This window comes from Lutimaribacter saemankumensis, assembly GCF_900100005.1.
Classification (GTDB): domain Bacteria; phylum Pseudomonadota; class Alphaproteobacteria; order Rhodobacterales; family Rhodobacteraceae; genus Lutimaribacter; species Lutimaribacter saemankumensis.
Map to the genome: position 1 here is coordinate 698,248 of NZ_FNEB01000001.1, position 18,545 is coordinate 716,792.

Here is an 18,545-nt window from a genome sequence, read left to right on the forward strand (position 1 = left end):
TGAGACACGCGCGAGACTGCTGGCAGAGCTTATCTATGGGGGCGCTCATGGCGACTAAGGAAACGCGGATAAACCGTGAGGGCGGCAAGTGGACGGTATACGTCCGTAGCAGCGCTGAGAGGGCCACACAGGCGGCTTGGCTGTCTCTGGGCGGCTGTGGCGATGCAAAGGTCGCCTTTCGCCTGTGGCTATCCCTGCTTGGCGACAAGGGACGCAAATGAGCCTTAAGCGCTACAAGCATCAAAAGAAAGGAGCTGGGCGTCATGTCCAGCTCCAGGAGTGGCTTCAGCAAACCGAAGCTTGGGCCACACTCACCCCCGGCCCTCGCGCGCTCTACATCGAGCTGAAACGCCGCTTCAACGGCACGAACAACGGCAAGATATACCTAAGCCACCGCGATGCCGCAGAGGCGATAAACGTGCATAAGAATACGGTAGGCGGATATTTCCGCGAGCTTGAACAACGCGGCTTTATCCGCATGACCAAGGGCGCGCATCTGGGGTCAGAAGGCTACGGCAAGGCCGCGCAATGGGCGCTCTGCGAAATGCCGACCTGCGACGGCGTAAAGGCAGACCATGCGTTCCGCACCTGGACGGAAAGGACCAACCAGTAAAATTCTGTATTCAACCGGTGAAGCTTTTACTAAAGCAATTTGCGAACACGCGGCCTGGCCGAAACCCGCATTACAGGCATCAAAACAGTTTGGTTCGAATGGAGGCGTTGCAATATTTCGACCGAATGGTAGGGTTTTTTTATTCGACTAGGGAGAAAGTAATGAAATTAAAGAGCTTGGTAGCAGCCGCCTTGTTGATTGCGCCAGTAGGCGCGAATGCAACGCCGCTGCATCTTGAATATAGCGTTGAAGCACAAGGTGCCGGATACGCTTACAACTTTTTGCTGACCGCAGATAACAACGACGGTTCTTTGAACCTTGGTGACACCTTTGATTGGTTTATTATCGGTGATGCAAATAGCACTGCATCTCCTTTCTCCGAAGGCGCCACATTCTTCACTTCGGTCCCGAGTGGCTGGCTTGCGACGTCTTCAGGCGGCGCCCACAATGGCCCGACTTTGGGGTTTGGCGCAAATGTTACCGAGCCCGGCTGGGCTCCGTCGGTTGGAGAGAGCATCTCCTTCAGCGGATTTTCCACAACATACTTGGGCGAAGGCAGCTTGTTGTGGTCAAACTTGGTCGGAACGGGCACCAAAGCGAATTTCGTCGCGGCGTCGCTGGCGGCGGTTCCAGTCCCGGCAGCACTGCCGCTTCTAATCACATGCTTTGGCGGTTTGGGCTTTATCGCACGGCGCAAACGCAAAGCGGCCTAAAACAGTCCTAAAAGAAATCAGTGGACGGGGGTGCTCAAATGCGCCCCCGTTTTTTCTGCCGTGCAAAATGCTTAACCGTAACGGTGTTCAGCCTAACCTCGCATTCCGCACCTGGATCGAACAAAAAAGCCCGTCACAAAAATTGTGCCTGACCGTCACAATAATTGTGTTTTCGACCCGCCGCGCGAAACCCAGAACGACGAAACCGTCCCAAAAATTGTGCCATATTAGCGCCGCAAGGCGTCACAATAGTTGTGCCATATATACATTTAGCCATGGGGTACGGTTTGTCTCGACTTTCTTCGGCCTACGAAACCAATTCCGAATAGCACACTACCAAGAAACACAAACGATGCCGGGAGCGGCACAGTCGCAGAAGGCGGAAGATACTTGGAGTCGACACAGCCGGAAGCGTTGCCCGTGCAAAATTCGTAAATGCGAAAACTAGAGTTGGAAGCGGCGAAACTAAAGGTAGCCTGCACCGCCGAAGTGTCGGTCAGGTCAACATTTACCCCACCCACCAAGTCCGCGAAAGCGACTTCAAGCGTAAATGGCTGGGTCGGGTCATTGCTTTGCAAAACTGGCGGAATATCAATGCTCGAAGCGCCTGAAAGCGCTTCTAAGGGATTTGTTTCATAGGCTCTTGCAACAAAAGTAAACGGTACGTCCCTTACGAACGGATTGTCCGTGAGACGTTGTCCGAACAGCATTTCACCACGAAGAATGAAACGATCTGAAATGCCGCCATCTGTCAGGTCCACCCCCAAGTCTCCCTGTACACCATTCAGCCCGTTGTCCAGGTCATAGGTCCATGTACTTATGCTTTGCATGCGGCTGGGATACCCGGCTTTCAGCAAGGTAGTTAGCGAAAGAGAATTATCCACGAAATCCGCTTCAGCGATACCGTCGATTGCGTCGATTTTCGCGTCCCTCTGCCCACCAAGCGCCGACGGGTCATCAAAGGATCGAGTCGCAGTTTCCCCCGGCCCCACGATAAAGGGAATGGTGGTAGGGCTTCCGTGAAAAAGGTCGATAGTAACTGCGCTTGCCTGTTCTACGTTAAAAAAAAAGACAAGCCAACGCCAGCAAATGAAATTTTGAATTCCTCATATTTTACCCCCTGGTTCAGGTTGAAGAGTAACAAATCCGGTCTATCCGGTCAAAATTCAGCAATTTTTGAACCAATGAATTACCAGCAAGTCTATGTGTACGCTCGAGTTTCAGAGCAGACAGTTTTATAGGAGCAGCAGGATGCAGACAGGAAACGACTTGAAACAGGCGCGTATTGCCTTGGGCTGGAGCCAAAGAGAATTGGCCCAACGCGCAGGCATCGACAGAAAAGCAGTCAGCTATTGGGAAATGCGCGCTGTGCTGGACTCGAAAGGCTACGCAACGGGAAAAATGGCTGCTGTTTTAGGTGGGGAATTTTCGGACTAGTACGCGCGCGGAAGCCTGCGGATTATGTGTTAGCCCAACGTTACAGTTCTGAAATTGACGTGCCATTAAATCGCACAAATAAATCGGGCGAGCATGAGCTCGCCCAACTCGAATAGTATTAAGAGGTCGATCTAGGTCAACTTTGACTTACGCCGACGAGTCAACCCTAAGGCACCAATACCAGTCGCAAGGAATATTACACCTGCAGGCAATGGAACAACACCGCTAATATCTCTAGAGGTTACACTGGCCGAACCATCATCGATAAACGACCCCTGAACTATCGATGGGCCCCAAGCGGTCGCGAATGTAGTGGCGAAGTTCTCCAAGCGAACGTAGAAATCATTGGTGCCAAAAGACGCAGCAACACCACCTATCGACCCATAGAGAAGAATAGTGTTCACGCCAAAGGGATTTTCGTAAAGAACCGAACCATCAACCGCGAAATTGATGCTGTTGATTGTCAATCCTGCGCTTTGGCCAGAACCTGTAGCAAGCAGATCGGTATCAAGAGTTATGTCCAAGACTGCTGGGTTCGGTGAACCTGTTGTGCCCATGGAGATTACATGGTTGATTGTCGCTGCATGAACTGGCGCGCTCACCAAGAGCGCCGCGGCTGCAGCAAGAGCTTTCAGTTTCATGGTGTAATTTTCCCCCTAGATTTTTTCTTATGCATCAACAACGGTACCCTACCTTTTATTCCTCCCAAAGAAATTTCTCAGCCTCCACAGGGAATTATGCATTTCCCTAGAAAGTTATCCGAATAAGCAAAACAATCCCCCCCCCCAAAGCGGGCATTGTTTCGCTTTTCGGAGCGCAAATGTTCAAATTTTAGAAACAAGCTTGGAGCGCGGGCTTTGTGGCAACAGTCAAAACGATGAAACACTAGATAAGCAACGAGCCGCAAAGGGCTGAACAGAAGAGAACTCACAGAATTTCGCCTGCTTTGGAGCAGCCATAAGACTGGGACTTTGCTCCCCAAAGTCAGTCTGCATCGTGCAAAGTATTCCTATGTCAGTCCAAGCCTTGCGAAAGATTAAAGGGGGACGACAGGGGGGACTGGATTTGGATAAAATAAAATAGCTCAATTAATTCAAATATTTAAAGAATTAACTGGTGCCCCCACACGGACTCGAACCGCGGACCTACTGATTACAAATCAGTTGCTCTACCAGCTGAGCTATAGGGGCACTGCGGGCGGGAATACGAAAACCGGGGCGCCCGCGCAAGAGGGAAAGATCAGCGATTTGCCCGTGCCAGCAGGCCCACCGCAGCCAGCCCCACGAGGATCACCAGCACGGCCGCCGGGGCGGCATCTCCGAGGTTCTCGAGGCTGGCCTGGTCATGCACCCGCGTGGCCAGGGTGTCGAAGTTGAAAGGCCGCAGCAGCAGCGTGGCAGGCAACTCCTTGACGCAATCCACAAACACGAGCAGCAGCGCCGAACCGACAGACGCGCGGATCAGCGGGTAATAGACCTGCCCCAGCACCTGCCCCTGCGTGCGCCCCAGCGACCTGGCGGCCATCGGCAGGCTGGGCGACACGCGCCCCATCGCCGCATCCGCCGCGCCCTGCGCGATCGCGAAGAACCGCACCCCGTAGGCCAGCACAAGCGCAAAGGCCGACCCGGTCAGGACCAGCCCGATATCTATGCCGGTCGCCGCTTCGACCCCATCGGCCAGAACGTGATCGACGCTGGCCAGAGGGATCAGGATTCCGACCCCCAGCACGGCGCCGGGCGCGGCGTAACCGATCGTCGTCAGCGGCAAGAGCAGCCTTGGCAGGTTGCGCCCCGACAGCCGCACGCCGTAGACCATGAAGACACCTGCCAGCACAGTCACTACAGCCGCCGTACCCCCGACGCTGAGCGTGTTCCAGAGCGCGCGCAGAAGCTCGGGATCGGCCCAGCGGTCGGCATTGCCCAGCGCGTGCGAGGTAATGACCGAAGCCGGAAGAACGAAGCCCAGCGCGAAAGGCAGGAAACACGCGGCAAAGGCCAGCGTACCGGCAAGCCCCGTCAGCCGGTGGCGCGGCACCGGGCGGTGGCGGCCGGACATGTTGAAGAACCGCAGCCTGCGGCGGCTGAACTTCTCGAGCGTCACAAGAAGGATCACCAGAACCAGCACGACGCTGGCGATCTGCGCCGCGCCTCCGGCATTGTTGCTTTCCAGCCAGACGCTGAAAATGCCGGTGGTCAGCGTCTGCACGGCAAAGTAATCGACCGTGCCGAAATCGTTCACGGTTTCCATCATCACGATGGCCATGCCTGCGGCGATGGCCGGGCGCGCCAACGGCAGGCCGACGCGCAGAAAGCGGCCCAGCGGTCCTGCCCCGAGGCTCATGGCGACCTCTTCGCTGGCGCCCGATTGTTCGCGGAACGCCGCGCGGGTCAAAAGATAGACATAAGGGTAAAGCGCCGCCGTCAGCACCACGATGGCTGCGCCCATCGACCGGATTTCGGGAAACCAGTAATCGCGCGCGTTCTGCCAGCCCATCACCTGGCGCAACCCAGTCTGCACGGGCCCTGCGTATTCCAGCAGATCGACCAGCGCATAGGCCCCGACATAGGCCGGGATCGCCAGCGGCAGCAAAAGCAACCATTCCAGCCAGCGCGACAAGAAGAACCGGTACCGCGTGATCAGCCACGCGGCCCCGGTGCCCACCATCCCCGACAGGATGCCGACCGACAGCATCAGCACGGCCGTGTTGCCGAGATATCTGGGCAGGGTCGTCGAGATCAGGTGCGGCCAGATGTTTTCCTTGGGCGTCAACGCGATGACAAGAACCGACAGGATTGGCGCCAGAACGACGGCCGCGATCAGAACGGCCCCGGCGGACCAGACACCGCCGCCCGGCAGAATGCGTCGCGCGCGCGTTGGATTGATGGCTGTATCGGTCATGCCATTCCCTTGCCCGAAACCGGTTTAACTGTCCAGAAAAGAGCGTATATTGCGCCCCTGTCACGACCATAAGAACCGGAAACCCCATGCAGGTTGTCCTACATGCAGGCGCACATAACACAGACGATGACCGGCTGATCAAATGCCTTTTGCGCAACCGCGACGATTTTCGCAAACGCGGTATCTCGGTCCCCGGTCCGTCACGCTATCGACGGCTATTGCGCGATACCATCAATGCGATGTCCACCGGCAACCTGGCGCCGGATGCGCGGATGGTGCTGCTGGACGCAATCCTGGAAGAGGACTACCCCGAGCGGCTTTTGCTTTCCAACGAGAACTTCTTTTCCGTTCCGAAACTGGCCGTATCGAAAAGGGTGTTCTACCCCCGGGCCGAATTGAAGCTGGCGCAGCTGTGCCGGATCTTCGAACGCGACGAGGTTGAGCTGTTCCTGGCCATCCGCAACCCGGCCAGTTTCCTGCCCGCGGTCTATGCCAATTCGCCGGATATGAGCTTTGAGGATTTCATGGCGGGCGCCGATCCGCGCGACCTGCGGTGGTCCGAACTGGTCCGACGCATACGCGAGCATGTTCCGGGGTTGCAGATCACCGTTTGGTGCAACGAGGATACGCCCCTGATCTGGGCTCAGATCATCCGTGAAATGGCGGCACTCGAACACAATCAGAAGATCGTCGGCGGCTTCGATCTGCTGTCTGACATCATGACCAAGGTCGGCATGAAGCGGTTTCGCGAGTACCTCAAGAAGTATCCGAACATGAACGAGATCCAGAAACGCCGGGTCATCGCGGCGTTTCTCGACAAGTTCGCGATCGAAGAGGAAATCGAGGAAGAACTGGACCTGCCCGGCTGGACGGAAGACCTTGTCAACGAACTGTCCGATATCTACGACGACGACGTGTTCGAGATCGGACGCATCCAGGGCGTCAATCTTATGGCGCCCTGAACGCCGGGGGCCCTCAGCCCATTCCCAGCGCGCTTTTGTACATCTCCAGCACCGCTTCCTCTTCGGCGATGTCGTCCGGTTCGCGCTTGCGCAGGGCGATGACCTTGCGCATCACCTTGGTGTCGTAGCCGCGCGCCTTCGCTTCGGCCATGACTTCCTTTTGCTGGTCGGCGATGTCCTTTTTCTCCATCTCCAGCCGCTCGAAGCGTTCGATGAACTGGCGCAGCTCATCGGCCGTCACGCGGTAGGTGGCATCGCCCTGTTTGTCATTCTCGTCGATCATCGCGTCTTTGTCCTGCTCGTTGCTGGATGTCCGGGGCCCTTTCCTAGCGCCCGCCCCTGCCCCCCGCAAGGGCGGATGCGTTGCGCCGCCGCGCGCAATGCGCTAACCCGCGCGCAGACGGAACGAAACAGGATACATGACGCGATGGAAATCCTTGTCTGGATCGGGGCGGTGGTGTCGCTTCTGGGGCTGGCCGGACTGGTCTGGTGCATCCTGCGTGTGGCACGTGCGAAGAGATCCGGCCTGCCGGACGAAGAGCTGCGCGCCGTCGTTCAAAAGGTCGTGCCGTTGAACATGGGCGCACTGATGCTGTCGGTTCTGGGCCTCATGATGGTGATCCTGGGGATCTCTCTGGGCTGACGCGCCGGTTGACGAACGCCTAGCCCGGGATTGGCCGGCGGTTCTTGCCCACCTTGTTCAGCGCATCGAAGTCTTCGCCATTCTTGACAAGCGCCGCGAAAGCCGGATCTGGGCTGTATAGCTCGGGCCAGTCGACCGCGAACCGCGTCAGCGCGCGCTGGACGTCGAAAAGGCCAAGCTGATCGGCCGCCTTCATAGGGCCACCACGCCAGCGCGGAAACTGCGTGCCCAGCACGCAGGCCACGTCGATATCGGACGGGCGCAGCGCAAAGCCGGCGCGCAGCATCCGCGCACCTTCGTTCGCCATGGCCGAGATCACGCGCAGGCGGATTTCATCCTCGGACATGGCCATCCTGTCAGCCCCGGCCCCGAACAGCATCTCGCCCAGCATGTCGTCGGCATGGGCGTGCCCGGCCCCGTCCCATAAATAGAAACCCTGCCCTGACGCACGCCCCTTGCGCCCCGCCTCGACCAGACGCACAAGGGCATCGAGATGCGCCGTCGGAAACCCGGCTGCCCGTGCCAACAGGCGTCCGCGCGTCAGAACAATGTCGCAGCCGATCATGTCGATCTGCCGGAAGATCCCCTGCGGCACCCCCCATTCCGCCATCACCCGGTCGATGCGTTCGATCGGGACGCCCATACCAAGCATCGAAAGCCCGGCATCGCGCGCGGCCGCGTTGATGCGTTCGGGCAGCGTGCCGCCACCGGTTCCCGCCCGCACCGCAATCCGGCCCAGCTTGCCCCGCACAAGCGCGGCGACGGTCGCCACGGCCTTTGGATCCGTCTGCTTGCCGGGGATAACCTCGATCAGGCGCGACGCACCCACCGGCGCATGGAAATGCAGCCCCAGCACATGATCGGGACGCGCCGCGGCCGCAGCTATGGGATCGATCGGCAAGAGCCCCGATTGGGTGGCCAGGATGGCGTCATCGGAGGCCACTTCGGACAGTGCTGCGAAAACCTGTTCCTTGGTGTGCAACAAGTCGGCGACCGCCTCGACGATCAGGTCGGCCTGCGACAGATCACCGAGCGACGTCGTTCCCTGCCAACCGGCAAGATTGACGGGGGCGCCGTCGCTTCCCCGTGTCATCCGTTCGCGGGTCTTGGCCAGTGCGTCATCGGTGCGTTCGAACTGGATCACCGGCAAGCCGGCGGCCAGGCAAACGCTGGCGATGCCGCAGGCCGTCGGTCCGCCACCGACGACGCCCACCGTTTCGACACGGCGGGCGGCCCCCGGTTGGGTTTCCGGCATGTTGACGGCCCGGCGCTCTGCGCGGGTCACATGGCGCAGCGCGCGCGACTGTGACGACACAACGGCATCGCCGAACACCTGCTCTTCCAGCGCAAGCCCGGCTTCGAACGGCAAGAGCAGCGCCGCCTCGACCGCAGCCACCACGTCACGGGTTGCCGGCACCGGGCTGGCGGTCACCTCCTTGCGGCGGCGCGAAATCTCGGCCTGGTAGCCGGCCGGATCACCGAACCCGTCGCGGCGCGCACGGGTCGGCGGACGAGGCGTTTCCGAAAGATCCTTCGCCAGAGCTACGGCAGCGGCAACGGGGTCGGTCGCGGCGGCATCATCGAAAAGAGCGGGGATTTCCGACGCTGCAACCGGGCGCGCCGACAGGACCAGGGCAAGCGCCGCTTTCGCGCCGATCAGGCGTGGCAGGCGCTGCGTGCCACCTGCCCCGGGCGGCAGTCCCAGCCCGAGATCGGCCATCGCGATGCGTGTGCCCGGATGCGCCACGCGCGCTGTTGCCGCCAGCGCCAGTTCCAGCCCGGCCCCTGTGGCCATCCCCATCAGGGCGGCCACAACGGGCTTGCCCAACATCTCAAGCCTGTCCGCCAGGTCGCGCGGGGTCGGGGCCTGGAAAGGCGCGTCCAACTCCTTGAGGTCGAGACCATGAGAAAACAGCCCGCCCTTGCCGCAAATCACGGCGCCGTGCAGGCTGTCATCGGCGGCAATCCCGTCAAGCGCATCCAGCAATGCGGCCCGAAGCGGCGCGCTCAGCAGGTTTGCGGGCGGGTTGTCGAGGGAAACAACGGCTATATCGCCCCTGCGGTCGATTTGAACCGTCCCGGATGACTGTCCCACACGCACCTCCCGCGGGTCGCGCCCGCTTGCCCCGACTTGGCGTTACTTTGCCGAAATCACTGGGGCAAACGCAAGCCCTAGATGATGCAAAAGGGCGCGCCACAATTTCTAGCCCCCGACCTGAAAGCGGCAGGACTGTTCAAAGGGGGATATTGTCGAACTGGTCCTCGACGCTGGCATCGGTCAGCATCTCGTCGATATCGTGAAGGCGCTGCGGCACTTGATGCCCTTCGGCCTGCAGCTGCGCGATCATGTCATGCAGGCGCTTGCGCACCTCTTCACGGGCTTCCGGGGCGCAGGCCATCGCGGCCTGCTCCAACTCTTCGATCATAGGCACCAGCCTTGGATCCTTAACCATGATCTGCTTCTCCATCTGCTTTCGCGCCTCACCCGACGCTGGCGGCGCAGTCCCGGCACAGCGGCGTGTCCGGCAAGACGTCAAGCCGCTCTGCCGCGATCTCGGCGCCGCACTTCGCGCAATAGCCATATTCGCCATCGCGAATCCTTTGCAGGGCGGCGCGGATACGGCGAATCTCGTCCTGGCCAGCCTGCCCGAGATGCTCAAGCACCTCGTCGCCCTCATGTTCGACCGCAGCCTCTTCCCAGTCCTTGGAATGTTCGGTGTCCAGCTCGGCCTCGATCGTGTGCAGCCGGCTGTCCAGCTCGGCCAGACGATTCAACAGGGCCTTGCGGCGGTCGTCTATCGTGGTCATGCGCGTGTCTCCTTTTGTTCAAGATGATGATTGCATGCACTGCGGCGCAATGCCTTGATACAAGTCAACCAGAACCCTTGAAACATATTCGCCTAATCGTATATGTTTGCGGAAATGGAGGACACCAGCATGAAACCCGAAGTCACCGCCTTTTTCGACGACGCCACGAACACGATTTCCTATGTGGTGAAGGATCCCGCCGGCAGCAGCTGTGCCGTGATCGACAGCGTTCTGGATTTCGACTACTCGTCGGGCCGCACCGATACAAAGTCGGCCGATGCCGTCGTCAAGTTCGTCAAGGACAACGACCTGACGGTGGAATGGCTGCTGGAAACCCATGTTCACGCCGACCATCTGAGCGCCGCGCCCTACATCCAGGAGCAGGTCGGCGGCAAGATCGGCATCGGCGACCGCATCAAGATCGTGCAGGACACGTTCGGCAAGGTGTTCAACGAAGGCACCGAATTCCAGCGCGACGGCAGCCAGTTCGACAAGCTGTTCGTCGAGGGCGACAGCTTTCACATCGGGCAACTGCGCGGCGACGTCCTGCACACGCCGGGCCACACGCCCGCCTGCCTGACCTACGTGATCGGCGATGCCGCCTTTGTCGGTGACACGCTGTTCATGCCCGATTTCGGAACCGCGCGCTGCGATTTCCCGGGCGGATCGTCGGAAACCCTGTTCGACTCGGTCCAGAAAATCCTGACGCTGCCCGACGACACCCGCATCTTCGTCGGCCACGACTACAAGGCGCCGGGCCGCGACGAGTATGCATGGGAAACCACCGTGGGCGAACAGAAGGCCCGCAACATCCATGTCGGCGCAGGCAAATCGAAAGAGCAATTCGTCGAGATGCGCGACGCGCGCGATGCGACGCTTGCCATGCCCAAGCTGATCATCCCGTCGCTGCAGGTGAACATGCGCGCCGGCCAGATGCCGCCGGCCGACGAAAAGGGCGATGTCTTTCTGAAGGTTCCGGTCAACAAGCTCTGACCGGGGCCACCCGTGTGGCCGGCATTGGACGACGCGTGCGCGAACACGCCGGCATGCCGGCCACACGAACCATTACAGGACCAACAGGAAACGCAAAATGGAACAAGACTGGATTTGGGGGCTGATCGGCGGGTTGCTGATCGGCACCGGAGGCGCCGTGTATCTGCTGGCCAATGGCCGGATCATGGGCGCCAGCGGCATCATCGGCGGGCTGGTTGACGGCTCGGGCCGCGACACGAAATGGGAACGCATCGCCTTTCTGGCAGGGGTGTTCCTCCTTCCGATCGTGATTTACCCCGTCTACAGCAGCATCGACACCCATGTGACCGACAATTGGGCGGTGCTGATCGCCGCGGGCCTTCTGGTGGGCGTCGGCACCCGCATCGCCAATGGCTGCACCTCGGGGCACGGGGTCTGCGGGATGTCGCGGCTGAGCCTGCGGGGCTTTGTCGCGACGATCGCGTATATCATGGCCGGTGGCATCGGCGTGATCCTGTTCCGTCATCTTCTGGGGGTGATCTGATGCGCAACCTTTTCGCATTCTTCGCAGGCGGCCTGTTCGGTGCGGGTCTGTTCATTTCCGGCATGACCGACACGTCCAAGGTGCAGGGCTGGCTCGACGTGTTCGGCGACTGGGATCCCACACTGGCCTTCGTCATGGGCGGCGCCATGATCCCGATGGCAATCGCCTGGATTCTGCGCAATCGCCGCAGCACCCCAGCCCTGGGCGGCAGCTTTCCACCCGCGCCGCCGCAGCGCATCGACCGCAACCTGATCCTGGGGTCGGTCATGTTCGGTTTTGGCTGGGGGCTGGCCGGGTTGTGCCCCGGGCCTTCGGTCGCCTCGCTCAGCTATGGCGGGGTGGGGCATTGGGTGTTCTTCCTGGCGATGCTGGCTGGCATGGCCGTGACACCGGCCGTGCGCAGGATGCTGGACAGGCAGCCCGCCACGGCGTAAATCGCACGCATGGATATACGACCGCTTTCCCCCCGCTACGCCGTTGCGCCGCAAATCGAACCGGGTGATCTGCCCGCGATCAAGGCGGCGGGCTACACCACGGTGATCTGCAACCGGCCCGACATCGAGAATCCGCCTGCCCTGCAGGCGGATGAGATGCGGAAGGCGGCCGAGGCCGCAGGCCTGGCGTTTCACGTCCTGGAACTGACGCATCAGACGATGACACCCGAGAATATCGCGCGCCAGCGGCAGATGATCGAGGACGCGGACGGCCCGGTGCTGGCCTATTGCGCCAGCGGGACGCGGTGTTCGGTCATATGGTCGCTGGGCCAGGCCGGGCGGATGGATGTCGACGACATTCTGGCCGCGACGCGCCAGGCCGGGTATCAGCTTGACCAGCTGCGCCCCACGCTCGAGGCGTTCGGCGCGCAACAGAACGGCTAGTCCGGCAGGCGTCAGCCGCCGCCCGGATCTGCCCCCCCATTCCCTATTGCCAGCGGCGTACCTGTGACGGCCAGGGGCGCATCCTGATCGTCCGGCAGGTCGAACTCGGACAGGTCGGGCAGGCCTGCGCCGGGATCGACGCGGTCGACCTGCGCTGGCGCTGACACTGGCGGAGCAACGGGCGCGTCATCAACTGATGGGCTCACGGAGCTGTCCCGGTCTGCCGCCCCTGCCCTCGACGACATGCCCCCGTGCAGCCTGAGGGCGCGCTGCCCGCGGATCTGGCCGAGTGTCGCCCGGGCGACTTCGCGGCCGGTCACCGATTCCAGCCGGGTGTCCGACAAAACACCAGCCGGCAGGTGCAAGACCTCTCCTTCCCGCAGCGCACGCAGTTGCGACAGCGGCAGCGATACCCGGCACAAGACCGCGTCCAACCGCGCCGGCGCCACCAGCAGGCTGTCACGCAACGGACGCCCCGCCCGGTCGGGTGCGGCATCATCGGGCCCGTCGGTCACGTCCTCGGGCACCGGCGGATCGGGCAAGGCAAGAACCACCTCCCCTGCCCGGTCGGGGCCAAGGTCGCACCCGACACGAAACACCCGGTACCCACCGGTCCCCAGCGCTAGGGACAGGGCGCGCCCGTCCTCGATCATCGCGCCGAACCCGAACCCCGTGGCCCACGCGCCGGCATCCTGCAAAAGCGCAACAAGTCGCGACAGCACACCGTCAACCAGCGGAACGGCGATCGCGGCATCGGTGCGGGTGGGTTTGCGCGCCGTGGCTGGCCGCGCCGAAACATGGCCGATCGTCTGCGCCTCGATCAGTGCGGCGGTCATCTGCATGTCCAGGATCATGGCGCCAGGCACGCCGTCAGGCCCGTCCAGCAAGAGGATCAGCGCCGGGTCGGGCAAGGCAGCGGCCAGCGCCTCGGCCATCTCGGTACCGGTTTCGACCCCGGCGACCGACAGCATGAACCCCAGATCGCCGCTTGCACAACGTTCCAATGCCAGCCGCATGGCGCGTTCGGCCGACATCGCGCGCGCGTGGTGTGCGTTACGCGCCGCATGCGCCTTGCGGCGCAGAGCCGTTTGTCGAACTGGCTGCTCCATCGCCTCCGCCACCGTGAACCGGATGTCGCGCCACCTTAGCGGTGGCAAGGTTACCAATTCATTGATCGGTCACTGCGCGGCAAGGCGCTGCGCAAGCGGCAGCGTGACCCGGAAGGCCGCGCCGCTCTGCCCCGGCAGGTACGAGATCGTCCCGTCGAGCCGCGCCATGATTTCGCGGCAGATGGCAAGACCCAGTCCCGCACCCCCGGCTTTCTGGTCGCTCACGCGGCTGAACTTTTCGAACACGACAGATTGTGCCTGCCGCGGAATACCCGACCCGTTGTCGATGAAATCGACCAGCAACTGCCCGTCCCGCGACCCGACGGCAATCGTAAGCTCCGGCGCCTCGGCGTCGCAATATTTCTGCGCGTTCGCGATCAGGTTGATGAAGACCTGCGCCAGCCGGTCCATGTCGGTCTCAAGCATGACCTCTTCATTCGCGCGCCGCCGATGAAGCTTGAGCGGTCCATGCTCGACCCCGGTAGCCGCGACCGCATGGTCGATGACCTCGGCCAGCACGCCGGTTCGGATGTTCAGGTTCACCTGCCCGTTCTCCAGCACGCTGAGATCCAGCAGATCGTCGAGAAGCCGCGTCAGCCGGATCGCCTCGTCATGGATGATGCCCGCGTATTTGGCCTGAGCCTCCGGGTCGAGCGCGCCACCGTCGCGCAGGATCTCGGAAAAGGCACGGATCGATGTCATCGGCGTCCGCAACTCATGGCTGATCTGCGACAGGAACGCGTCCTTCTGAACCGAAATCTGCGTCAGCTTTTCGTTGGCCGCGCGCAATTGCCTGGCCGTGCGGGCCAGTTCTTCGGACTTGGTTTCAAGCTGGCTGGAATATTCCATCATCTGCGCGGTCTCGTCGGCCACGGCCAGCAGGTCTTCGACCGACACGGTCGCCGCGCCCATGATCTGCCCCACCATCGCATGGGCCGTCGCCGCCCCGACCGAACCCGACATTTCGCGTTCCAGCAAGGCCAGGAAATCCGGCGTCGGTTCGGGAAGGTAGCCGACAAGGCCCTGGCGCTGCGCCTCGTCCTGGAACAGGGCCTGCGCCTCGCCGGGCCCTAGGATACGTTGCGCCATCACCATCAGGTCTTCGCTCTGGGCGGTGCCGCCGGCCCAGTTCTGCGGACGCGCAGAATGCTGGAACACGTTGACGAACTGCGCCCCCTGCAGCCGCTCCAGCGGCGTGGGAAAACTCAGCAGCGAGGCCACGATGAACCCGCCGGTGTTGAACAGCATCGACCAAAAGATCGCATGCACCAGCGGGTCGATCCCCTCGATTCCGAACAGCGCCTGCGGGCGCAGCCAGCCGATGCCTAGTGGCCCCTGCGCCATCACCGCCTCGGGGATCACGACGCCCGCACCGAAACTCGGCAACAGCAGGCACCACACCCAAAGGACGAAGCCCAGGCTCAGCCCCACCAACGCGCCAACCCGCGTCGCACCGCGCCAGAATATCCCGCCCATCAGCGCCGGCAGGAACTGCGCCACACCGGCAAAGGACACAAGGCCGATCGCCGCAAGCGCAGCGCCGCCGCCCGACATCTGGTAATAGACATAGCCAAGCCCCAGAACCCCCGCGATCGACACGCGCCGCGCCATGATCACCACGTTGCGCACATCGCCCGACATGACAGCCCCGCCGCCTGTCAGGTTCAGCCAGATCGGCATGACGATGTGGTTCGACACCATGGTCGCCAGCGCGATCGCGGCCACGATCACCATTGACGTGGCGCTGGAAAAACCGCCAAGGAAACTCAGCATCGCCAGCGTATCCTGCCCTTGCGCCAGCGGCACGGTCAGGACAAACTGGTCGGGATTGGCGCCCGCGGGCATGATTTCCAGCCCGACCACCGCAATCGGCACCACGAAAAGGCTGATCAGAAGCAGATAGACCGGAAAGGCCCAGCTTGCCGTGCGCAGGTGCTGTTCGTCGTCGTTTTCCACCACCAGCACCTGGAACATGCGCGGCAGCGTCAGAAAGGCCGCCGCCGAAAGGAACGTCAGCCCCGCCCATCGCGTGCCGTCCACCTGCCAGTGATCCAGCGCGCTGGCATCGATCCGGGCCAGCGTCGCGCCGACGCCGCCGCCAAGCCCCCATACCACGAAAACCCCGACCGCCATGAGCGCGAACAGCTTGACCACCGCCTCGACCGCGATCGCCATCACCACGCCGTGGTGGCGTTCGTTCGCATCCAGGTTCCGCGTTCCGAAAAGGATGGTGAACAGGGCAAGGCCCACAGCCACCGAAAGCGCGATCTGCCGTGTATCTTCCAGCGGCGCGGCGTTGGGGTCGGCCTGTGCGATGCTGGCGAAGGACGCTGTCACCGACTGCAGCTGCAGCGCGATATAAGGTGTGGTGCCGATCACGGCGATCAGCGTGACGAAAACCGCCAGCAACGTGGATTTCCCGTAGCGTGACGAAATCAGGTCGGCCACCGACGTCACGCGCTGGGTGCGGCCGATGCGGACAAGCTTGCGCAGCCCCCACCACCATCCGACCATCACGATCGTCGGGCCGAGATAAATCGTGAGGAACTCCAACCCCGACCGCGCGGCGTATCCGACCGCCCCGTAGAATGTCCAGGCCGTGCAATAGATCGACAGCGACAAGGTATAGACGATGGGCGAACGCAACCACCCGCCACGCCCCCGCAAGGCCGCCCGCTCGGCGGCGAACGCCACGAGGAACAGAAACGCGACATAACCGAGGCACACGACGACCAGCAGGTTCAGCGTCGCCGTCACTGTCCGCCCTCTCCATCGCCGGGCGCACCTTCGCCGTCATCGGCAAGCTTGCGTGAAATCAGAAACGCCAGGACCGCCAGGACGACCCAGACGCCGAACAGGTAAAGGATCGCCGTCGACATCGACACCGCGCCTTCCGTGCCACCGCGCGGCCACAGCAGCGGGACACCCCAAAGCACCGCCGCCAGCAAAGGCAGCAACCGCGCCGCATCCATCAGGCGGCGCTGGCGATAGCTGCGCCGCTCCAGAAACAGCGGTACGGGCTTTTCGTTCATGCCGGCACCAGTTCGCGCAACGCCTCCAGCACATCGGCGTTGGAAAACGGCTTGGTCATGAACCGGCTGGCCCCCAACCGCTCGGCCATTTCGCGATCCTTGTTCTGACCGCGCGCGGTCAGCATGAGTACGGGCAAGCCCGCGGTTTCCGGCCGTTCGCGCAGATCGGTCAGGATGTCATATCCCGACCGCCCCGGCAGCATCACGTCCAGGATCACCAGGTCCGGCGTCTTCGACAGAACCACATCGACCGCGTCATGCCCGTTGGAATGTGTATCCACCGTCCAGCCGTCACGGCTGAGGATAAAGCTGATCGCCTCGATGATGTTCGGTTCATCCTCGATCACAAGGACATGTTTGCCCATGCCATCGTTCCCTCCCTAATGCGCATTGAGCGACTTGTTTTCCCGCAGTTAAACGCGATGCGCGCCCCCAAGTCAAAACCCATCCGCAAGGATCGAAGGCTCTCGGCGGGCATCGCACGAGATGCGCGGGCAGATCCGGCAACCTACCCCAACCTCGCGCGCAGGCGCCGCCTGCGCCTCGGACCCGCCCTCCAACGGGATGATCAGCATATGCGCCTCGAGGACGGGCAGCGCGTCGAAATCAGGTGCCCCCTGCGGCAATGCCAGCGCATAGCAAAGGAACCGCCCACCATCACGCGCTGCCTGCTGCACGACCTGCCGGATGGGCGTCATCGGCTGGCTCAACGCCGCGAAAAGCGGCCACAGCGGACAGGCGGCCCCGAACCGCGGAACCGCGAAACCATCCACCGGCTTTCGGAAGATCAGCGTGCCCGAGGCATCGCAACTGACCATCCCGATGCGCCCGGCGGGTCCGTCTGCCGCCAGGCTGGCAATCCGGCGCATGGCCACCGGTACGCTGACCCCGAATTCCCGCGCGACCCGGCCCGGATCGGGGGCGTTGTCCTCGCACCAGCGCATCAGGTCACGCGCCGGAAGCTGCGCCGCCTCGTCGGCGTAACGTTCGAGCCACGCCCGCGCCAACGCTCGCGCCGGCGCGGATTTCAAAGTCTCCGCCCCTGCGATCAGCGCCTCGACATCGGCCTGCCCGTCTTCAAGCTCGGGCACATGCCACCCGATCTGCGCAAGAAAGGCGTCCAGCTCTTCCTGCGGGGCGGCCGCCTCTCCTCCGTCGGCTTCGCCCGCGCGGTCCAGGTAGGTGACAAGCGACTGCGCACTTTCCGCCAGCCGCGCGGCATCCTCGTTGATGTTGCGCTGGAACCGGTCGCGCCATTCGGGCTCGATCTCGCGGGTGTCGGCAAGGATCGCCGCGGTCGAGCGGATCGCCGTCACCGTGGACAACACCTCGTGCAGCGCCGCCGCGAGATGCGGGTCATGCGTCAGCCGGTCGGTGAGCGTCTCGACCGTCCGCTCCAGCGACGCGGCCCGCCTCTGGCTGCGCGCCAGAACCTCGGCCCAACCCGGGAAACGCCCGGCGAATTCCTCGGCGCGCTCCTGCTCGGCGCCGGCGCCGGAATGGGCGGCCCGCGCCTCGCGCAGGGTCGCGATCAGCGCCGCCTCGGCCCCTTCGGTCAGTTGCGCGGGCTCGACCGAAAGCTCGTGCGCGATGGCAACCAGAAGCTTGCCGCCGATTCTGCGCTTGTTGTGCTCGATCAGATTGAGATACGAGGCCGAAATTCCGACCTGCGCGGCCAGATCGGCCTGCCGCATCCCCTGCCGCACACGACGCTCGCGGATGCGCGTGCCCGTCAACTGACCCTGGGGCATGATCGGCACCTCTCATTTTTGTGACAAATCAACGCTTTTCTGCGCTGCGGAATAATTTCTTTACAATGCATACTATGGCATTGTGCAATTCTTTACAAAAAAATTCTTTCTTCAAAAGCAGTTGTTGCGAAGTTTTCTTGTCTGACCCGATAATCCATTTGCACAATTGTGCCTGCGGGGACGCT

Annotated in this window: 21 protein-coding genes and 1 tRNA gene; 9 read left to right on the forward strand and 13 right to left on the reverse strand. The window is 62.1% G+C overall.

Annotated features, from left to right (window positions below):
* The first annotated feature begins 217 nt into the window (after positions 1-217).
* Positions 218-613, forward strand: a complete 396-nt coding sequence (locus BLT50_RS03440; protein ID WP_090026456.1) for a helix-turn-helix domain-containing protein — start codon at positions 218-220, stop codon at positions 611-613.
* A 161-nt stretch (positions 614-774) separates the two neighbouring features.
* Complete coding sequence (locus tag BLT50_RS03445) at positions 775-1,326, forward strand: VPLPA-CTERM sorting domain-containing protein (protein WP_175491381.1); 552 nt, start codon at positions 775-777, stop codon at positions 1,324-1,326.
* A gap of 269 nt (positions 1,327-1,595) precedes the next feature.
* On the opposite strand, the gene BLT50_RS18955 is transcribed toward BLT50_RS03445, so the two are convergent.
* A complete protein-coding gene (locus BLT50_RS18955) occupies positions 1,596-2,318 on the reverse strand; it encodes a hypothetical protein (protein WP_139170463.1) in 723 nt (240 codons plus the stop codon).
* Positions 2,319-2,577: 259 nt separating this feature from the next.
* Between BLT50_RS18955 and BLT50_RS03450 the strand changes: the two genes are divergently transcribed.
* Positions 2,578-2,763 carry a helix-turn-helix transcriptional regulator gene (locus BLT50_RS03450; protein WP_175491382.1) on the forward strand — a complete coding sequence of 62 codons (186 nt, stop codon included), beginning with the start codon at positions 2,578-2,580 and terminating at the stop codon, positions 2,761-2,763.
* 131 nt (positions 2,764-2,894) lie between these two features.
* On the opposite strand, the gene BLT50_RS03455 is transcribed toward BLT50_RS03450, so the two are convergent.
* The 3 genes from BLT50_RS03455 to BLT50_RS03465 all read right to left on the reverse strand — a co-directional run bounded on the left by BLT50_RS03455 (position 2,895) and on the right by BLT50_RS03465 (position 5,661).
* Positions 2,895-3,404, reverse strand: a complete 510-nt coding sequence (locus tag BLT50_RS03455; protein ID WP_090026462.1) for a VPLPA-CTERM sorting domain-containing protein — start codon at positions 3,402-3,404, stop codon at positions 2,895-2,897.
* Positions 3,405-3,877: 473 nt separating this feature from the next.
* A tRNA-Thr gene (locus BLT50_RS03460) sits at positions 3,878-3,953 on the reverse strand.
* Between the two features lie 49 nt (positions 3,954-4,002).
* The gene (locus BLT50_RS03465; RefSeq protein WP_090026464.1) at positions 4,003-5,661 is read right to left on the reverse strand and encodes an ABC transporter permease; all 1,659 of its coding nucleotides are present in this window, start codon (positions 5,659-5,661) and stop codon (positions 4,003-4,005) included.
* An 86-nt stretch (positions 5,662-5,747) separates the two neighbouring features.
* Here BLT50_RS03465 and BLT50_RS03470 point away from each other — a divergent pair, with 86 nt between their 5' ends.
* Positions 5,748-6,623 (forward strand): hypothetical protein, encoded by an 876-nt coding sequence (locus BLT50_RS03470; protein WP_090026466.1) that lies wholly within the window; start codon positions 5,748-5,750, stop codon positions 6,621-6,623.
* A 13-nt stretch (positions 6,624-6,636) separates the two neighbouring features.
* Here BLT50_RS03470 and BLT50_RS03475 read toward each other — a convergent pair whose 3' ends face one another.
* Positions 6,637-6,906 carry a DUF2312 domain-containing protein gene (locus BLT50_RS03475; RefSeq protein WP_090026468.1) on the reverse strand — a complete coding sequence of 90 codons (270 nt, stop codon included), beginning with the start codon at positions 6,904-6,906 and terminating at the stop codon, positions 6,637-6,639.
* Between the two features lie 144 nt (positions 6,907-7,050).
* On the opposite strand from BLT50_RS03475, the gene BLT50_RS03480 reads away from it, so the two are divergent.
* Complete coding sequence (locus tag BLT50_RS03480) at positions 7,051-7,266, forward strand: hypothetical protein (RefSeq protein WP_090027062.1); 216 nt, start codon at positions 7,051-7,053, stop codon at positions 7,264-7,266.
* Between the two features lie 19 nt (positions 7,267-7,285).
* Here the strand turns inward: BLT50_RS03480 and BLT50_RS03485 are convergent, their stop codons facing one another.
* From BLT50_RS03485 to BLT50_RS03495, 3 genes are all read right to left on the reverse strand, one after another.
* Positions 7,286-9,361 (reverse strand): 3-hydroxyacyl-CoA dehydrogenase NAD-binding domain-containing protein, encoded by a 2,076-nt coding sequence (locus BLT50_RS03485; RefSeq protein ID WP_175491383.1) that lies wholly within the window; start codon positions 9,359-9,361, stop codon positions 7,286-7,288.
* Between the two features lie 139 nt (positions 9,362-9,500).
* Positions 9,501-9,734 (reverse strand): hypothetical protein, encoded by a 234-nt coding sequence (locus tag BLT50_RS03490; protein ID WP_090026472.1) that lies wholly within the window; start codon positions 9,732-9,734, stop codon positions 9,501-9,503.
* Positions 9,735-9,747: 13 nt separating this feature from the next.
* Positions 9,748-10,074, reverse strand: a complete 327-nt coding sequence (locus BLT50_RS03495) for a TraR/DksA family transcriptional regulator (protein ID WP_090026474.1) — start codon at positions 10,072-10,074, stop codon at positions 9,748-9,750.
* A 129-nt stretch (positions 10,075-10,203) separates the two neighbouring features.
* On the opposite strand from BLT50_RS03495, the gene BLT50_RS03500 reads away from it, so the two are divergent.
* The 4 genes from BLT50_RS03500 (at position 10,204) to BLT50_RS03515 (ending at position 12,468) form a co-directional block, all read left to right on the forward strand.
* Entirely contained in the window at positions 10,204-11,067 is an 864-nt protein-coding gene (locus BLT50_RS03500) for an MBL fold metallo-hydrolase (RefSeq protein WP_090027064.1), read from the forward strand.
* Between the two features lie 97 nt (positions 11,068-11,164).
* Positions 11,165-11,590 (forward strand): YeeE/YedE family protein, encoded by a 426-nt coding sequence (locus tag BLT50_RS03505; protein WP_090026476.1) that lies wholly within the window; start codon positions 11,165-11,167, stop codon positions 11,588-11,590.
* On the forward strand, positions 11,590-12,024 hold the full coding sequence (locus BLT50_RS03510) for a YeeE/YedE family protein (RefSeq protein WP_090026478.1): 435 nt from the start codon (positions 11,590-11,592) through the stop codon (positions 12,022-12,024). The genes BLT50_RS03505 and BLT50_RS03510 overlap by 1 nt, the downstream gene beginning before the upstream one ends.
* Before the next feature lie 9 nt (positions 12,025-12,033).
* Positions 12,034-12,468 (forward strand): protein tyrosine phosphatase family protein, encoded by a 435-nt coding sequence (locus BLT50_RS03515; RefSeq protein ID WP_090026480.1) that lies wholly within the window; start codon positions 12,034-12,036, stop codon positions 12,466-12,468.
* A gap of 11 nt (positions 12,469-12,479) precedes the next feature.
* On the opposite strand, the gene BLT50_RS03520 is transcribed toward BLT50_RS03515, so the two are convergent.
* The 5 genes from BLT50_RS03520 to BLT50_RS03540 form a co-directional block, all read right to left on the reverse strand.
* Positions 12,480-13,625: a FliM/FliN family flagellar motor C-terminal domain-containing protein gene (locus BLT50_RS03520; protein WP_139170464.1), complete on the reverse strand. Its 1,146-nt coding sequence runs from the start codon at positions 13,623-13,625 to the stop codon at positions 12,480-12,482.
* Positions 13,626-13,646: 21 nt separating this feature from the next.
* Positions 13,647-16,334: an ATP-binding protein gene (locus BLT50_RS03525; protein WP_090026484.1), complete on the reverse strand. Its 2,688-nt coding sequence runs from the start codon at positions 16,332-16,334 to the stop codon at positions 13,647-13,649.
* Positions 16,331-16,609, reverse strand: coding sequence for a hypothetical protein (locus tag BLT50_RS03530; RefSeq protein WP_090026486.1), 279 nt, complete (start codon positions 16,607-16,609; stop codon positions 16,331-16,333). The genes BLT50_RS03525 and BLT50_RS03530 overlap by 4 nt, the downstream gene beginning before the upstream one ends.
* Positions 16,606-16,974 (reverse strand): response regulator transcription factor, encoded by a 369-nt coding sequence (locus BLT50_RS03535; RefSeq protein WP_090026488.1) that lies wholly within the window; start codon positions 16,972-16,974, stop codon positions 16,606-16,608. The genes BLT50_RS03530 and BLT50_RS03535 overlap by 4 nt, the downstream gene beginning before the upstream one ends.
* Before the next feature lie 72 nt (positions 16,975-17,046).
* Positions 17,047-18,360, reverse strand: a complete 1,314-nt coding sequence (locus BLT50_RS03540; protein WP_090026490.1) for an XRE family transcriptional regulator — start codon at positions 18,358-18,360, stop codon at positions 17,047-17,049.
* Positions 18,361-18,545 lie beyond the last annotated feature (185 nt).

Excerpts from the sequence above, each read along its gene's own strand:
- BLT50_RS03480 (WP_090027062.1), top strand. The coding sequence starts at position 7,051 with ATGGAAATCCTTGTCTGGATCGGGGCGGTGGTGTCGCTTCTGGGGCTG.
- BLT50_RS03455 (WP_090026462.1), bottom strand. The coding sequence starts at position 3,404 with ATGAAACTGAAAGCTCTTGCTGCAGCCGCGGCGCTCTTGGTGAGCGCG.
- BLT50_RS03465 (WP_090026464.1), bottom strand. The coding sequence starts at position 5,661 with ATGACCGATACAGCCATCAATCCAACGCGCGCGCGACGCATTCTGCCG.
- BLT50_RS03500 (WP_090027064.1), top strand. The coding sequence starts at position 10,204 with ATGAAACCCGAAGTCACCGCCTTTTTCGACGACGCCACGAACACGATT.
- BLT50_RS03530 (WP_090026486.1), bottom strand. The coding sequence starts at position 16,609 with ATGAACGAAAAGCCCGTACCGCTGTTTCTGGAGCGGCGCAGCTATCGC.
- BLT50_RS03470 (WP_090026466.1), top strand. The coding sequence starts at position 5,748 with ATGCAGGTTGTCCTACATGCAGGCGCACATAACACAGACGATGACCGG.
- BLT50_RS03505 (WP_090026476.1), top strand. The coding sequence starts at position 11,165 with ATGGAACAAGACTGGATTTGGGGGCTGATCGGCGGGTTGCTGATCGGC.
- BLT50_RS03495 (WP_090026474.1), bottom strand. The coding sequence starts at position 10,074 with ATGACCACGATAGACGACCGCCGCAAGGCCCTGTTGAATCGTCTGGCC.
- BLT50_RS03510 (WP_090026478.1), top strand. The coding sequence starts at position 11,590 with ATGCGCAACCTTTTCGCATTCTTCGCAGGCGGCCTGTTCGGTGCGGGT.
- BLT50_RS03440 (WP_090026456.1), top strand. The coding sequence starts at position 218 with ATGAGCCTTAAGCGCTACAAGCATCAAAAGAAAGGAGCTGGGCGTCAT.
- BLT50_RS03515 (WP_090026480.1), top strand. The coding sequence starts at position 12,034 with ATGGATATACGACCGCTTTCCCCCCGCTACGCCGTTGCGCCGCAAATC.
- BLT50_RS03540 (WP_090026490.1), bottom strand. The coding sequence starts at position 18,360 with ATGCCCCAGGGTCAGTTGACGGGCACGCGCATCCGCGAGCGTCGTGTG.
- BLT50_RS03450 (WP_175491382.1), top strand. The coding sequence starts at position 2,578 with ATGCAGACAGGAAACGACTTGAAACAGGCGCGTATTGCCTTGGGCTGG.
- BLT50_RS03445 (WP_175491381.1), top strand. The coding sequence starts at position 775 with ATGAAATTAAAGAGCTTGGTAGCAGCCGCCTTGTTGATTGCGCCAGTA.
- BLT50_RS03535 (WP_090026488.1), bottom strand. The coding sequence starts at position 16,974 with ATGGGCAAACATGTCCTTGTGATCGAGGATGAACCGAACATCATCGAG.
- BLT50_RS03475 (WP_090026468.1), bottom strand. The coding sequence starts at position 6,906 with ATGATCGACGAGAATGACAAACAGGGCGATGCCACCTACCGCGTGACG.
- BLT50_RS03490 (WP_090026472.1), bottom strand. The coding sequence starts at position 9,734 with ATGGAGAAGCAGATCATGGTTAAGGATCCAAGGCTGGTGCCTATGATC.